Below are 13,612 nucleotides of genomic sequence, written 5' to 3'. Positions count from 1 at the left end.
CAGTATGTGACGTTCTTTGCAGAGGCTAAACCACTGTTGGAAAGCGGTTTACGTTTTTATAATAGATGTACACTGAGGACTCCTTGCCCATGGTCGTAGCCCATTGCTGACAGTATGGCGCCATCCAGATCGAATCGCCTTTTTTAACTGGATACCATTGCTGGTCAAGCATATACACCGCCTGGCCTTGCAAGTACAGCAGGCCGTGCTCCATGATGTGCGTTTCGACCATCGGTAGGTGCCCGCCCAAGTCATAAGTGAATATATTGACGGCCATATCGAAGGCTAACTCGTTGGGCAGCAGCTCCTGAATGCGCAGCGCGGGATCATTCATGTACACCGGCGCTTTGCTGTCGTCCTTCTCCCCAAACACCACGCCGGGCGTTGGCTGGCCCTCCAGCGGCTCGTACACCTTATGAAAAGTCAGGAGTTGTGTGCCTTCCGTAGGGTTTTGAAACAGATATTCCTGCCCGACGGGTACGTACACAAATTGGCCCGTAGCCAGTGTGCGTTCTGCTCCGTCTATCGTCACTTGGCACTGTCCTTCCACAACGTAGAAGAAGATCTGGGAAGCCTGGGTTTTTCCAACCAATTGACCATCAGCGCGTAGCGTAATGATCGTTTGGCACAGGCGAGCACCCATCTGCTCGTTGATGATGACGTTGACCGTGCAATTGGTCCACCCCGGTACGTTGCTGTTGATGTAGCCATCGGGGGCAATGACAGCGTGGTTGCGCTTGACGACGGACCGGGTGAGGGCTGATATTTCCATCTAATGGGTTTGGTATTGGGTAAAAAGAAGGGTCAGAAAACGGTCGGCTACAGCAAGGGCGGCGGCCAGATCATCCACTTCCACGTCTTCCAACGGGTTGTGGCTGATGCCTTTAAAGCACCTGATAAAGAGCATAGTAGCCGGCGAAACCGCCGAAATCGGGACGGCATCATGGCCCGCCCCGCTAACCAGCGACACGACCTCGTAGCCGGATGCGGCAATGGCTTCGGCGAGCAATTTATTCATTTCGGCATCGCAGGCAACGGGCGCGGTTTGCTGAATCAGGTTCCAGCTTAGACCAAGATTTCGCCGGTGCGCAATGGCCTCGGCTTGTTCGCGCAATGCCTCGTAAGCTGCGGCCAGCTGCCCGGCGTCTGCGCTGCGCAGGTCGAGGCTGCACGTTACCTCGCCCGGAATCACATTGCTAGCGGAGTTGCTGACGCCAATCTTGCCCACAGTGGCGACGATCTCGGTTTTGCGAGCCAAAGCAAACTGCTCCGCCGCCAGCACAAACTCCGCGGCGCCGGCCAGCGCGTCCTGGCGCATGTCCATCGGCACGGTTCCGGCGTGGCCCGCCATGCCTTGCCACGTCAGTTCCACGCGCTGCTGCCCCGCAATGGCCGTCACCAGCGCCACCGGGATGTTGCGCTCGTACAGCACCGGCCCCTGCTCGATGTGCGCTTCGAAGTAGCCCATCCAGTCGTGGGATGCAATTGCTTCATTAGCAAGTGATTGCGTATTGCCGCCCATCGCCGCGATGGCTTGCGCCAAGGAAACGCCGGCCGCATCCTTCTTTTCCAGCAGGCTCCGATCGAAAGAACCAGCAACTACTTTACTGCCCAAGTAGGTGGTGTGAAAGCGCACGCCTTCCTCGTCGCTGAAGCCAATCAATTCAACGTGAAATGGTAGGTTAACTTGTTGCTTGACAAGTGTTTCTAACAGATCAAGTCCTAGCAATACGCCCAGCGGCCCGTCGAATTTGCCGGCGTTCACGACGGTATCGATGTGCGAGGCCAGCACGAAGGTTTTGGCCTGTGGGTTCTGGCTCACCAACCGGGCACGCAGGTTGCTGATGCCGTCGGTGCGCACCGCCAAGCCGGCTGCTTCCATCCATGTTTGCACCAAGTCGCGACCAGCCAAAAATGCCGCCGTGCCGAACGTGCGCGTGACGCCGTGCGCGTCCTCGCTAATGCCTGCTAATGCATTGATACGCTGCATGATACGGGCAGCGCGGGTTTGGTATGTTTCCACCCAGCTATCGGGTTAAGATTTCGCCTTGATTGAGGTGCGTAAACGTTGGGCGTTGGTACACAAGCTGTCCTTGCAGAAAGGTTTGTTCGACTACGCCCAGCAGCTCCCGGCCAAGATAAGGCGACACTTTGTGTTTGTGCTGGATCAGGTCCTCGCTCACGCGGAAGGACTTTTCCAGATCTACCATCACCAAATCGGCGTCGTAGCCTTTCGCGATCTGACCCTTCTTGTGCGCCTGCCCGATTAGCTTGGCGGGGTTGGTACTCAGCCACTTGGCTAAGTCCTGCACGGTAGCGCCCCGCGGCTGCGCCGCCGTCCAGAGCACCGGCAAGGCCAGCTGCAACGACGCGATGCCGCCCCAGGCCGTGGTAAAATCACCGGTTTCAATTTGCTTGAGTGCGGGCGGCGCCGGCGAGTGGTCGGTGGCCACGAAGTCAATAATTCCCTCTTGCAGCGCGGCCCACAGCTGGTCGTTGTTGGCCTTTTCGCGGATGGGCGGGGCGCACTTAAACTGCGTCTGGCCGTCCTTGATTTCTTCGGCGGTGAAAAACAGGTAATGCTGGCCGGTTTCTACCGTCAAGGGCAGGCCTTTCGCCTTGGCCGCCGCAAGGGGCGCAATGGAGTTGGCCGACGACAAATGCACAATGTGCGTCGGGCAATTGTACTCCTCGCACAGCCGAATCATGAGCGCCACGGCTTCGTCTTCCCAGCTTTTGGGCCGCGAGGCAAGGTAATTCTGGTACGAGCGCCGGTCGTGTTTTTTCCATTCGGCGTCGTCGGTGGTCAGCTCGCAGTGCACCAGAAGCGGCAGTTGGTGCCGCGCCAGAATGGGCATTACCTGGCGCAGATCGGCTTCAGTGGCGTTCGGAAATTCGTCGATGCCAGAGTGCGTCAGGAAAGCTTTGAAGCCCAGCACGCCCCGCGCAATCAGCCCTTCGACCTCGGCCGCGTTGCCGGGCACAATACCGCCCCAAAACCCACAATTGGTATGTAGTTGATTATGAGTTGCTTGTAGTTTGGCTTCGAAATTCGCCACCGATGTCGTAACGGGCGACGAGTTCAGCGGCATGTCCACGAGCGTGGTGAGGCCACCGGCCAAGGCGGCTTTGGTGGCCGTGTCAAATCCCTCCCAGTCGGTGCGGCCGGGCTCGTTGATGTGCACGTGCGGGTCGGTCACGCCGGGCAGCAGCGTCAGGTCGTGCGCGTCGATCACGGGGCAGTCGACGGCGGTATCGGGCGGCGCTACGTCGGCAATTTGCCCGTTTTTCAGCAGCACCAGCGCCGGCCGAACGCCTTGTGGCGTGACGGTTTTATTACTTTTTATTGCTAAATCGAACATGGGGCATTCGCATTTTGCCCCAAATTCAGAATCTTTCCCCGACAACCAACTACGCGCACATGAATATGAAATTGGGCCTCAACGCCTACGGCAAAAACGCGGTCAACTTGTCGAAAATCATCCGCCACGCCAATCACCACGAATTCCGCCAGATTTCGGTAAATGTGCAGCTAGAAGGTGATTTTGAAACGGCCTATACCCTCGGCGACAACACCAAGATATTACCTACCGATACCCAAAAAAACACCGTTTACGCGCTGGCCAAACAGCATTTTACCGGCACCATCGAAGAATTTGGCTTGCAGCTGGCGCACCATTTTTTCTCGCGCAACCCGCAGGTTTCGAAGGTGAAAATTGAGATTACGGAGCATGGCTGGCAGCGCATGGCGTTCGATGAGCAAGCACACCAACACGCTTTTACGGGCGGCGGCGCCGAAAAGCGCACCACGGTGGTCACTCAGACCGCAGGCGGCGCCACCGTTTCGTCGGGCCTGAAGGATTTATTGATTCTGAAAACCACCGATTCGGCTTTCGAAAACTACATCAAGGACGAATACACGGTGCTGAAAGAAACCTCCGACCGCATTCTGGCTACGCAATGCGAGGCCGTTTGGGATTACACCGCCACCGACCTCGATTTCGAAGCGACGTACCAGAAAATCCGGACGACGCTGCTGCGCACGTTCGCGTTTCACAAGAGCCTGTCGGTGCAACAGACTTTGTTTGCCATCGGCGAGCAAATATTGCGGGAAAACGACGTAGTGCGGGAAATCCGCCTCATCATGCCCAACAAGCACCACATCCCCTTTAATCTGGAGCAATTCGGGCTGGACAACAACAACGAGATCTTTATCGCCACCGACGAGCCATTTGGCTACATTACCGGAACGGTAAGCCGCTAGTAGACAAGATATTAGTATTGTGCTAAAGCTAAATACTAGTTCCCCTCCTCAGCTGAGGAGGGGCTAGGGGTGGTTGAAAGGCTAGAGTTAGAAGCTAGAACTAATAATCATCTGGGCGCTCCGACCAACCACCCCTAACCCCTCCTCAGCTGAGGAGGGGAACTAGCTTGTAGCTCTAGTCTTAGCTAGCTCTTGTGGTTCTTTACCGAAATAAGCTGAGCCGCAATGCTGATGGCGATTTCCTCGGGCGTTTGGCTGTGGATGGGCAAGCCAACCGGCGCGCACAGCTTTGCCAGATATGCGGGCGAAATTCCTTCGGCGCGGTAATCGCCCAGCAGCTTTTCAATCTTTTTCTGGCTGCCCAGCACGCCCAGAAAGCGCAGGTTTTTGGGTAGCAACGCCCGCACGGCAATATCGTCGGTGCGGTAGCCGACGGTCATGATGACCACGTACTGGTTGGCGCCGTCGGGGATATGGGCGGCCATTTCGTGGTAGGTTTCGACTACTGTTTTCCGGTGCGCCGCGTCGTTTTCCAGAAAAGTATTTAGCTGCGGCCGGTCTTCGTACAGCGAAATGCGAAAATCAAGCGTGCGCATCAGCCGCGAAAGCGCCAGCGAGCAGTGCCCACCGCCAACGATGTGCAGGTGCTGCTTATAGCCAAGCTGCTCCTGGTATAGCCAGTCCGTTTCCGATTGTTGGCGAAACGCAAATCCTTCCGCTAGTCCCTGGTCCGGTGCGAAGGCAAGGCCTGCTGGCGAAAGCGTCAGAACACCTTGCTGTTCGTGCTGTAAGCAAGAGATGATATCCGTAATCAATTCATAATCAGGTGATTGCAAAGGATAGAGCAGGATGGTTTGCTCCCCGGAGCAGATCATGCCGCTCTGGTCTTTGGGGGCGGTTTTGTTGTGGATTTGTTTGCGGACTGCGCTTTCGGCCACGCCACTCGCCAACTGTTCGCGGGCCAGCTGCACGAATTTGTGCTCCATAATGCCGCCGCCAATGGAGCCTTGCATGGCCCCGTTGGCATTTACTCCCATCACAAACCCTTGCCGACCGGGGCTGCTGCCGTGGCTTTCCAACACGTACAGCAGCATGGTCGGCAGGCCGGCGCCTACGCTTTCGCTAAGAAACTGCCACGTGGCTAACGCTCTGTGCATGTGTTACTTTCACGCCGGTAGCCGGCTGCGGATACAGGGCCAGTAACACCTTTTCGGGCGTCATGGGCGCGTTGAAACCGATGGGCGAATCGGGGTTGAAGGCTTTGATGGCGTTGCGCAGGGCGAAGTACGTGCCGATGCCGTACATAAACGGCGGCTCGCCCACAGCCTTCGAGCGGAAGATCGCCAAGTTGTCGTTGTCGGTTTGCAGCGCCTCAATCGCGATTTCCTTGGGCACCGAATAGATGTCGGGCACTTTGTAGGTCGAAAGCGTATTGGAGCGCAGGCGGCCAGTTTGGTCATAGAGCAATTCCTCCATTGTCATCCAGCCGATGCCCTGCACGATGCCGCCCTCAATCTGGCCGCGGTCGATGTTGGGGTTCATGCTCCGGCCGAAATCGTGGACGACTTTTACGGCGTCCACGGTGTAAGTGCCTCGTATGCAGTCGATTGTGGCTATCGTAATGGCCGTGCCGTAAACGTGGTAAGCAAACGGATGGCCCTTCTCGGTAGCCTTATTGAAGTGCACTTCGGGCGTGGCATAGTGCGCGTGTTCCGAGAGACTTACGCGCTTGAGGAAAGCCGCGGTCACCAGTTTCTTCCAGTCCAAAGCCGATTCCTCGCCGTGGGCGAGCACTTTCTCGTCGTGCAGTTCCACGCCTGCTTCGGGTACCTGCAACTCTTGCGCGGCCACTTCTTTGAGGCGCTGCACGATGGCCTGGCAGGCAAGCTGCACGGCTTTGCCGTTCAAATCGGCGGTGGCGCTGGCGGCGGAAGGCGAGGTGTTGGCGATGCGGTTGGTGCTGGTGGTCTGGAGGCGAACGCGGCTCGGGTTGATCGAGAACGTCTGGGCTGCTACCTGCAACAGCTTGGTATTCACTCCTTGGCCCATTTCTACGGCGCCGGTGCTCACCTTCACGCTGCCGTCGTAGTAGACGTGCACCAAGGCACGGGCCTGGTTCATGGAAGTGTTGGTGAAAGAAATGCCGAAGCAAATCGGCATAAACGCCAAGCCTTTTTTGCGCACTGTGTTCGTGGCATTGAAATCCTGCACTTGCTGGCGCAGCGCTTCTACGTCGTAAAGCGTTTCCGCTTTGTGCCAACACGCATGGGCCTCACTCACAGCCTTTTGGCCGTACGGAAACTCGTCGCCGGTTTTGTTGAGGTTCTGCTTCTGAATCACGCAGGCGTCGATGCCCAACTGCTCGGCGGCTTTGGCGATGGCGGCTTCCATTACAAACTTCGCCTGGGGCCCACCAAACCCGCGGAAGGCCGTATTGGGCGGCAAGTGCGTGCGGCAGCTGAAAGCAGTGGCCTTGACGTTGGGGATGAAATACGTGCCCGTCGCGTGAAACAACGTCCGCTCCATAATGGCCGGCGACAAATCGGCGGCCGCTCCAGCGTTTTGGTAATACGTTGATTCGTAAGCGATTATATTCAGGTCTTTGCCCAGACCCAGCTTGAAATCGGAAGAATACGGGTGCCGCTTGCCGGTCATTTGCATGTCTTCGAGGCGGTGCAGCACGTACTTGACCGGCTTGCGCAAATGGTGCGCCGCCAGCGCGCACAAAGCCACCCAGGCATTGGCCTGATCTTCTTTGCCGCCAAAGCCGCCGCCCAACCGAATCACATCAACTTCCAGCTGGTGCATGGGCACGCCCAGCACCCGCGCCGCCGCCCGCTGACTGGCCGTGGGGCTTTGGGTAGAAGAGTAGATTTTGAGGCCTTCGTTTTCCTCCGGAATCGCGTAGGCGCACTGCGTTTCGATGTACAGATGCTCCTGCCCGTTGGTGTCGGCACTGCCTTCCACCACGTAGGCGCATTGGTCCCAAGCGCGCTCAGGATCACCAAGTTGGAAGGTGCGCGGCGGCACAATCAGTTCGCCTTGGGCCTGGGCTACGCGCGGGTCGGTGATGATGGGCAACGGCGTGATGTCCACCGTGATTTTGCGCACGGCGGCGCGGGCGGCTTCGTCGGTTTCGGCTACCACGAAGGCAATGGGCATGCCGCAAAAATCAACTTCGTACTCGGCCAGCAGCGGCTCGTCGGGGATGATGCCGCCAATCTGGTTTTCGCCGGTGATGTCGCGGTGCGTGAAGATGCGCACAACGCCTGGATGTTGCGCGGCTTCTGCGAGATCGAGGCGCTCAATATGTCCGTGCGCCACGGGCGAGATAAAGGCCGCCCCAAACAAGGTTCCGGCCACGAGCGGAATATCGTCGAGGTACAGAGACTTGCCCGTGGTATGATTGCCGGAATCTATGTTTTTCATGGTTGGTAATGTCCTCGGTATAAAGTGCTTATCAATTCGTGTGTCAGGCAGAGCGGGAGCGCAGCATCTCGCGTGCTGGGACTGGATTACTGACCAGTAAAGATGCTTCGCTCCCGCTCTGCATGACGCCTATAGTATACTGGCAGCTATGATCTCGGCCTATTGCAACAGCTCCTGCGGACTTAGATGTGGGAAAAGCGTTAGAAAATGCGCTTTTAGTAACTGACTCAATAACAAGCGTTTATACGTTTCGGTGCCGCGGGCGTCGCTAATGGGCGAGATCTCAGTTTGGGCCAGTTCGGCGGCTTCCTGGACGAGTTCCTCGGAAATCGCTTTGCCGGTTAAAAACGCCGAAGTTTTGGCCAGAAACATCGGCGTTGGGCCCACACCGCCGGCCGACACACTGGCCGCCGTAATCAGGTCGCCGCGGGTGCTGAGGCAGCAGGCCGAATTCACGCTGGCAATGTCGAGGTGCGTGCGTTTGCTGACTTTCTCGAAGTTGAATTGCGTGCGCTCGTCGGGAAGCGCAAAGCGGATGCTGGCAATGGTTTCGTTGGGCGTTTTGGCCAGCAGCTTGTAGCCCTGGTAAAACTGCCGCAGCGGGATTTCGCGGCTCGTGTGGCCGTCGCTCAAGGTCAGGGTGGCGTCGAGGGCCAGAAACATGATAGTCAGGTCGCCGATGGGCGAAGCGTTGACGAAGTTGCCCGCCACCGTCGCCATGTTCCGGATGGGCGTGGACGACACCAACCGCAGATACGGCCGAAACTCCGGGAAAAATTCCTGCATCACCGCCGATTCGGCCAAGTCGGTAACCGTAGCCGCGCCGCCAATAACGCAGCGATTGCCTTCCCTGGTAACGCCTTGTAAATCAGGATTATATAGTAAAAAGTGATTCGCGGTTTCCACCATTTCCGTGTGCTTTTGCACGTACAGATCGGTGCCGCCGCCAACACGCTGCACCGTCTGGGGGCTGGCGTGGCCGTTGGGGCTGGTTGTGGCCGCTAGTGCGTGCAAGCGCTCTTGGATGGAGGCAAAATACCGCGGCAGAATCTGCTGTTGGGCCACAAACTCGGCGGGCTCCGTGCCGTTGCGGTCTTCGAGCAATTGGGCCACGCGGGCGGTGGCCCGCTCAATGGATTTGTAGCCGGTGCAGCGGCAAATGTTGCCGTCGATGGCCGCGATGGCATTTTGCTGGGTGGGTAATTTATCGCTGAGGCAGAAGCCCGCCAGCGACATCACAAAGCCCGGCGTGCAAAATCCGCACTGCGTAGCCGACTCATCGACCATCGCTTGCTGAATTGGGTTAAGTCCTTCTGTATTAATGCCTTCTACGGTCACTACGTGCTTGCCTTGCACGTTGCCCAACGGCGTCAGGCACGACGTGAAAGAGCGGTAGCGGAGCCGGTCGTGGCAGGAGTCGCCGACCAGCACCGTGCAGGCGCCGCAGTCGCCCTCGCGGCAGCCGATTTTGGTGCCGGTCAGGTTCTTTTCGTAGCGGATATAATCGAGCAGCACCGTGCCGGGCGGCAACGCAGTGCTTACTTCCCGATCATTCAGAATAAACTTAATCAAGGCTAAAAATCTTCAGGTTGACAGGTAAGATATTGATTTGGCCGCGAATAAAAAAGAGCCCGCTATTGCACTCTAAACCTGGGTACGAGTTGCCGTTCTGCGCAAAACAGCCCAACCACGCCAGGGATCAGAAACCACAACGCCGCCGCCATTGGTGCAGGACCAATAGCCCGGCTTGGAGCAAGGCCGTGCGACGGATTCCGGGTTTCGGAAGAAGCTGCCCAAAGCCCAATGGTGACAAAGCCGTGGATAAAAAAACATTTTGTTAATAAGTATCTGATTAACAAGAATTTATGAGAAGAGCGCGCGGAAGAAGTGTGCGCTTCGTATTGCTTACAGGCAAAGCTGGGTGCCACATTGGGTTTTCGCTGTGGGGTTTCCGAACTTGATTGCCATTCCCACTTGTTGCTGCTCCGCTATGGAAAATCCCGCCGTTGAAATTTCCGCGTTGCCTACTGTAGATGAGGCCGCCATCCAACAACTTTTTCGAGCGCAAAAGGGCAGGAGCGAAGCGTTGCGGCGCGAAGCAATTAGCGAGCGCTCGGCACGACTACGCAAGCTCGGCAACTGGATCGAGCAGAACCGTCCCGCTATTCAGGCGGCCCTCCAAGCCGATTTTCGCAAGCCCGCCGAGGAAACCGACCTCACCGAAATCTGGCCTAGCCAAATTGAGATCAAGCACGCACTCAAGCACTTACAGCAATGGGCCAAGCCGCGCAAAGTTGGTACGCCGATGGCCTTGTTGGGCACCAAATCGTGGGTGCAGTGCGAGCCCAAAGGAGTTTGCCTCATCATCGCCCCCTGGAACTATCCCTTCTACCTCGCCCTCGATCCGTTGGTGTCGGCGTTGGCGGCCGGCAATTGCTGCATAGTGAAGCCTTCCGAGATTACGCCTCACGTGGCGGCCCTGCTCCGGCGCATGGCCGAAGAGCTGTTTGATCCGGCCGAAGTGGTTGTGGTAGAAGGCGATAAGAAAGTGGCTACCGTGCTGCTGCGGCTGCCTTTCGATCATATTTTCTTTACCGGCAGCCCCGCCATTGGCAAAGTGGTGATGCGTGCCGCCGCCGAACACCTTACCAGCGTCACGCTGGAGCTGGGCGGCAAGTCGCCGGTGATCGTTGACGAAACCGCCGACCTGCGCGATGCCGCCGAGAAAATCGTGTGGGGCAAGTGCATCAACGCCGGCCAGACCTGCGTGGCTCCCGACTACCTGCTTGTGCACGAAAACGTGAAAAGCGACCTGGTGCAGCACATTCGGGAGGCCATACACCGTTTCTACGACCCCGCTGGCGAAGGAGTGGCCGCCTCGGCGTCATATGCACGCATCGTCAACAAGTATCATTTCGAGCGCTTGGCAAGCCTGCTGGAAGAAGCTCAGTACCAAGGTGCTACCGTAGAGATAGGCGGCATTGTCGAGGCCAGCCAATGCTTCATCGAGCCAACCTTACTGATTGGTGCGGCCCCTAACAGCCGTCTGATGCAAGAGGAAATATTTGGGCCGCTGCTGCCCGTCCAAACCTTTAGCACCCTTATGCAGGCCACCTCCTTCGTAAACGAGCGACCCCGACCGCTGGCATTGTACGTATTCTCGGGTAGCCGCGAAAACCAGAAATATCTTCTGCAAAACATACCGGCCGGCGGCTCCTGCGTCAACGAAACCATCCTTCACTTGGCGCACCCCGAGCTGCCCTTCGGCGGCATCGGCAACAGTGGCATCGGTCGGGCGCACGGTTATTCTGGCTTTCTGGCCTTCTCCAATGAAAAATCCGTGTTGAAGCAACGCACGGGGCAAACGGGAATCAAAACTATGTATCCGCCTTATAATGAAAAGGTTAAGCGGATGATCGGCTGGCTGTTGGCTTGGTTTTGATGGAGCGCCAAGGCTAGCGTTAAAAGCGAGCTCCCCTCCTTTTTTTCAAGGAGGGGTGGCCGGAGGCCGGGGTGGTCAGCTAGAATTAGAAGACTAAATGCCAGTCTTCGTTCAACGGGTTTTACCACCCCCAACCCACGCCGCTTGATGCGCAGAATTTAAAAAAGGAGGGAAGCTTAGTTCTGGTTTTAATTTTTAAATGCCCTTCCTTCCCTCCCAAAAAGTTGAGGAAAGTGAAGCAGTGTAAAGCGCTGCATGACGACTATCTGGAAGAAAATGCCGATATTTTGAAGCGGCTTTACGATGGGTAAAGCGCCTGTTTCTGACCTTTCCATGCTCCTTCCTGCTGCCCACCGCGAAATTCTCCAGGCCCTTGCCGATACTTTTATTCCGAGCTTCATAGGCAAGCCCGATCACCCCGAATATTGGGCGCGGCACGGCTCCGAAGGCGTGGATCTAGACAAGGTGGCTGAGGTATTGTCGGCGCAACCCGTTGGCGCGCAGCAGGAGTTTCAGCAATTGCTGGGGCTGCTGGGTAGCCCGATGCTGGGCCTGACGTGGTTTGGTAGTCTGAAGCCCTTTGTGCGGCTCGATGCAGCGCAGCGACAGCAAATGCTGCAAAGCTGGGCCCAAAGCAACGTGCCGCAGCTCCGGAAAGGCTTTCATGCGTTGCGTAAACTCCTGACGTTCTTGTACTACGGTAGCTCCTCGGAGCAGGCCGGCAATCCCGTGTGGGAAGCCATCGGCTATCCGGGGCCGTTGCCGCAAGAGGAAATCGTAGACACTGAAAAGCCCATTCGCACCCTGCATCCGTCCTCCGACGTCACCTACGAATGCGATGTGCTCGTGATCGGGAGCGGCGCGGGCGGCGGCGTGGTAGCTGGTGAGCTGGCTGCGGCTGGCTACGATGTACTGGTGCTGGAAAAAGGCCCGTACTGCCACGGCTGCGACTTTACCCAGCGGGAAGTTGACATGATGGGCAAGCTCTACGATGCCAAGGGCGCGCTCACCACCCAAGATGGGAGCATCGCGCTGCTGGCCGGCAGCTGCCTCGGCGGGGGCACTACCGTCAACTGGGCCGGCGCTTTCCGCACCCCCGATTACATATTGCAGGAATGGGCCCGCGAGCACCAAGTGCCGTATTTTACATCCTTGGAGTTTAAGCGCAGTCTCGATGCCGTGTCGCGCGCTTTAAGCGTAAACATTGACTACGCGCGCCACAACGGCCAGAACCAAGCCTTATGGGACGGCTCCAAAAAGCTAGGCCAGGAGGTAAAGCTCATTCCCCGCAACGAAAAAGGCCTCACCGACTCCGATACGCATTTTCAGGGCCTTGGCTACAGCACCCTCGGCGACCGCTTTGGCGTGAAGCAGGGCACCCTGAACACGTACCTACTGCAAGCCTTCGAGCACGGCGCCCGCATTCTCTCTGATACTTACGTGGAACGCGTAACCGTACAGGACGGCCGCGCTACCGGGGCCGAAGCCGTTCACACCACCTCCGCCGGCCAGAAGGTGCGGGTGACCGTGCGGGCCCGGCGCGTGGTAGCTGCCGGGGGCTCCATCCAGACGCCGGCTTTGCTTTTGCGCAGCGGCCTGAAACATCCGCACCTGGGCCGACACCTGCACTTACACCCTACGGTGGCCGTATCGGCCTTGTACCCGCACCGTATCGATGCCTGGCACGGACCCAGCATGTCGGTCGTGAACGATTGCTTCTCGATGCTCGACGGCACCAACTTCGGCGCCAAGCTCGAAACGCCGCCCGCCCACGCCGGCCTGATGGCCATGGTGCTGCCGTGGCTTTCGGGCGAGCAGCATAAGCAATTGATGCTCAATGCGTCGCACTTAGGGAGCTTTATTGTGCTCACCCGCGACCGCGATGGCGGCCGCGTGACCATCGATAAAAACGGCGCGCCGCTGGTTGATTACTCCCTCAGCGATTTCGACCGCAGCCACCTGTTGCAAGGCGTGCGGGCAGCTGCCGAAATTCACGTAGCCGCCGGGGCTACCACCGTGTATCTGCCGCACGGCACCTTGCCTACTCTGCACGCCCAAGACGGCGTGCTGCAAAACCCGGAAGTGCTTGACCGACTGCCGCATCTGAGTTGGAAACCCAACCAGTTTGGCCTGTATAGTGCCCACCAGATGAGCACCTGCCGCATGGGCGGCGACGCGGCCACGCACCCGGTCGCACCCAATGGCGAAACTTACGAGGTCAAGAACCTGTTCGTGGCCGACGCTTCTGCTTTCCCGGCGTGCAGCGGCGTCAATCCCATGCTCACCATCATGGCGTTGGCGCACCACACAGCGCAAGGCATGAAGGCCGCCGGGGTTTCGTCAGCCGCGGCCGGTAGCTATTCGAGCAAGTTAGTGTAGGTGTTTGTAAATACTTGATAGTCAAATATTTACCTATAAAAAGCGGATTAGCATACATTGCTGAGCTGCTTTGAACCGTTAGGCGACGTAGTCCGCTT

General features: G+C 57.6%; 9 protein-coding genes. 3 read left to right on the top strand and 6 right to left on the bottom strand.

Annotated features, from left to right (window positions below; translation table 11 throughout):
• Positions 1 to 25: 25 nt before the first annotated feature.
• From allE to allB, 3 genes are read right to left on the bottom strand one after another with little or no spacing between them, the layout of a single operon-like run.
• Positions 26 to 772, bottom strand: a complete 747-nt coding sequence (gene allE, locus H9I52_RS15720) for a (S)-ureidoglycine aminohydrolase (RefSeq protein ID WP_187454612.1) — start codon at positions 770 to 772, stop codon at positions 26 to 28.
• Entirely contained in the window at positions 773 to 2,023 is a 1,251-nt protein-coding gene (locus H9I52_RS15715) for an allantoate amidohydrolase (RefSeq protein WP_187454611.1), read from the bottom strand.
• 4 nt (positions 2,024 to 2,027) lie between these two features.
• Entirely contained in the window at positions 2,028 to 3,362 is a 1,335-nt protein-coding gene (gene allB, locus H9I52_RS15710) for an allantoinase AllB (protein ID WP_187454610.1), read from the bottom strand.
• A gap of 59 nt (positions 3,363 to 3,421) precedes the next feature.
• Here allB and pucL point away from each other — a divergent pair, with 59 nt between their 5' ends.
• Entirely contained in the window at positions 3,422 to 4,264 is an 843-nt protein-coding gene (pucL, locus tag H9I52_RS15705) for a factor-independent urate hydroxylase (protein WP_187454609.1), read from the top strand.
• Positions 4,265 to 4,449: 185 nt separating this feature from the next.
• Here pucL and H9I52_RS15700 read toward each other — a convergent pair whose 3' ends face one another.
• The 3 genes from H9I52_RS15700 to H9I52_RS15690 form a co-directional block, all read right to left on the bottom strand.
• Positions 4,450 to 5,421, bottom strand: coding sequence for an XdhC family protein (locus tag H9I52_RS15700; RefSeq protein WP_187454608.1), 972 nt, complete (start codon positions 5,419 to 5,421; stop codon positions 4,450 to 4,452).
• Positions 5,387 to 7,693: a xanthine dehydrogenase molybdopterin binding subunit gene (locus H9I52_RS15695; RefSeq protein WP_187454607.1), complete on the bottom strand. Its 2,307-nt coding sequence runs from the start codon at positions 7,691 to 7,693 to the stop codon at positions 5,387 to 5,389. The genes H9I52_RS15700 and H9I52_RS15695 overlap by 35 nt, the downstream gene beginning before the upstream one ends.
• Before the next feature lie 159 nt (positions 7,694 to 7,852).
• On the bottom strand, positions 7,853 to 9,265 hold the full coding sequence (locus tag H9I52_RS15690; RefSeq protein ID WP_187454606.1) for an FAD binding domain-containing protein: 1,413 nt from the start codon (positions 9,263 to 9,265) through the stop codon (positions 7,853 to 7,855).
• Between the two features lie 418 nt (positions 9,266 to 9,683).
• On the opposite strand from H9I52_RS15690, the gene H9I52_RS15685 reads away from it, so the two are divergent.
• Positions 9,684 to 11,135 (top strand): aldehyde dehydrogenase family protein, encoded by a 1,452-nt coding sequence (locus tag H9I52_RS15685; protein WP_187454605.1) that lies wholly within the window; start codon positions 9,684 to 9,686, stop codon positions 11,133 to 11,135.
• A 333-nt stretch (positions 11,136 to 11,468) separates the two neighbouring features.
• Positions 11,469 to 13,514, top strand: a complete 2,046-nt coding sequence (locus H9I52_RS15680) for an FAD-dependent oxidoreductase (protein ID WP_187454604.1) — start codon at positions 11,469 to 11,471, stop codon at positions 13,512 to 13,514.
• Positions 13,515 to 13,612: the final 98 nt, after the last annotated feature.

Source organism: Hymenobacter sp. BT491, assembly GCF_014349165.1.
In the GTDB taxonomy this organism is placed as follows: domain Bacteria; phylum Bacteroidota; class Bacteroidia; order Cytophagales; family Hymenobacteraceae; genus Hymenobacter; species Hymenobacter jejuensis.
This window is presented reverse-complemented; position numbering and strand designations above follow the sequence as displayed.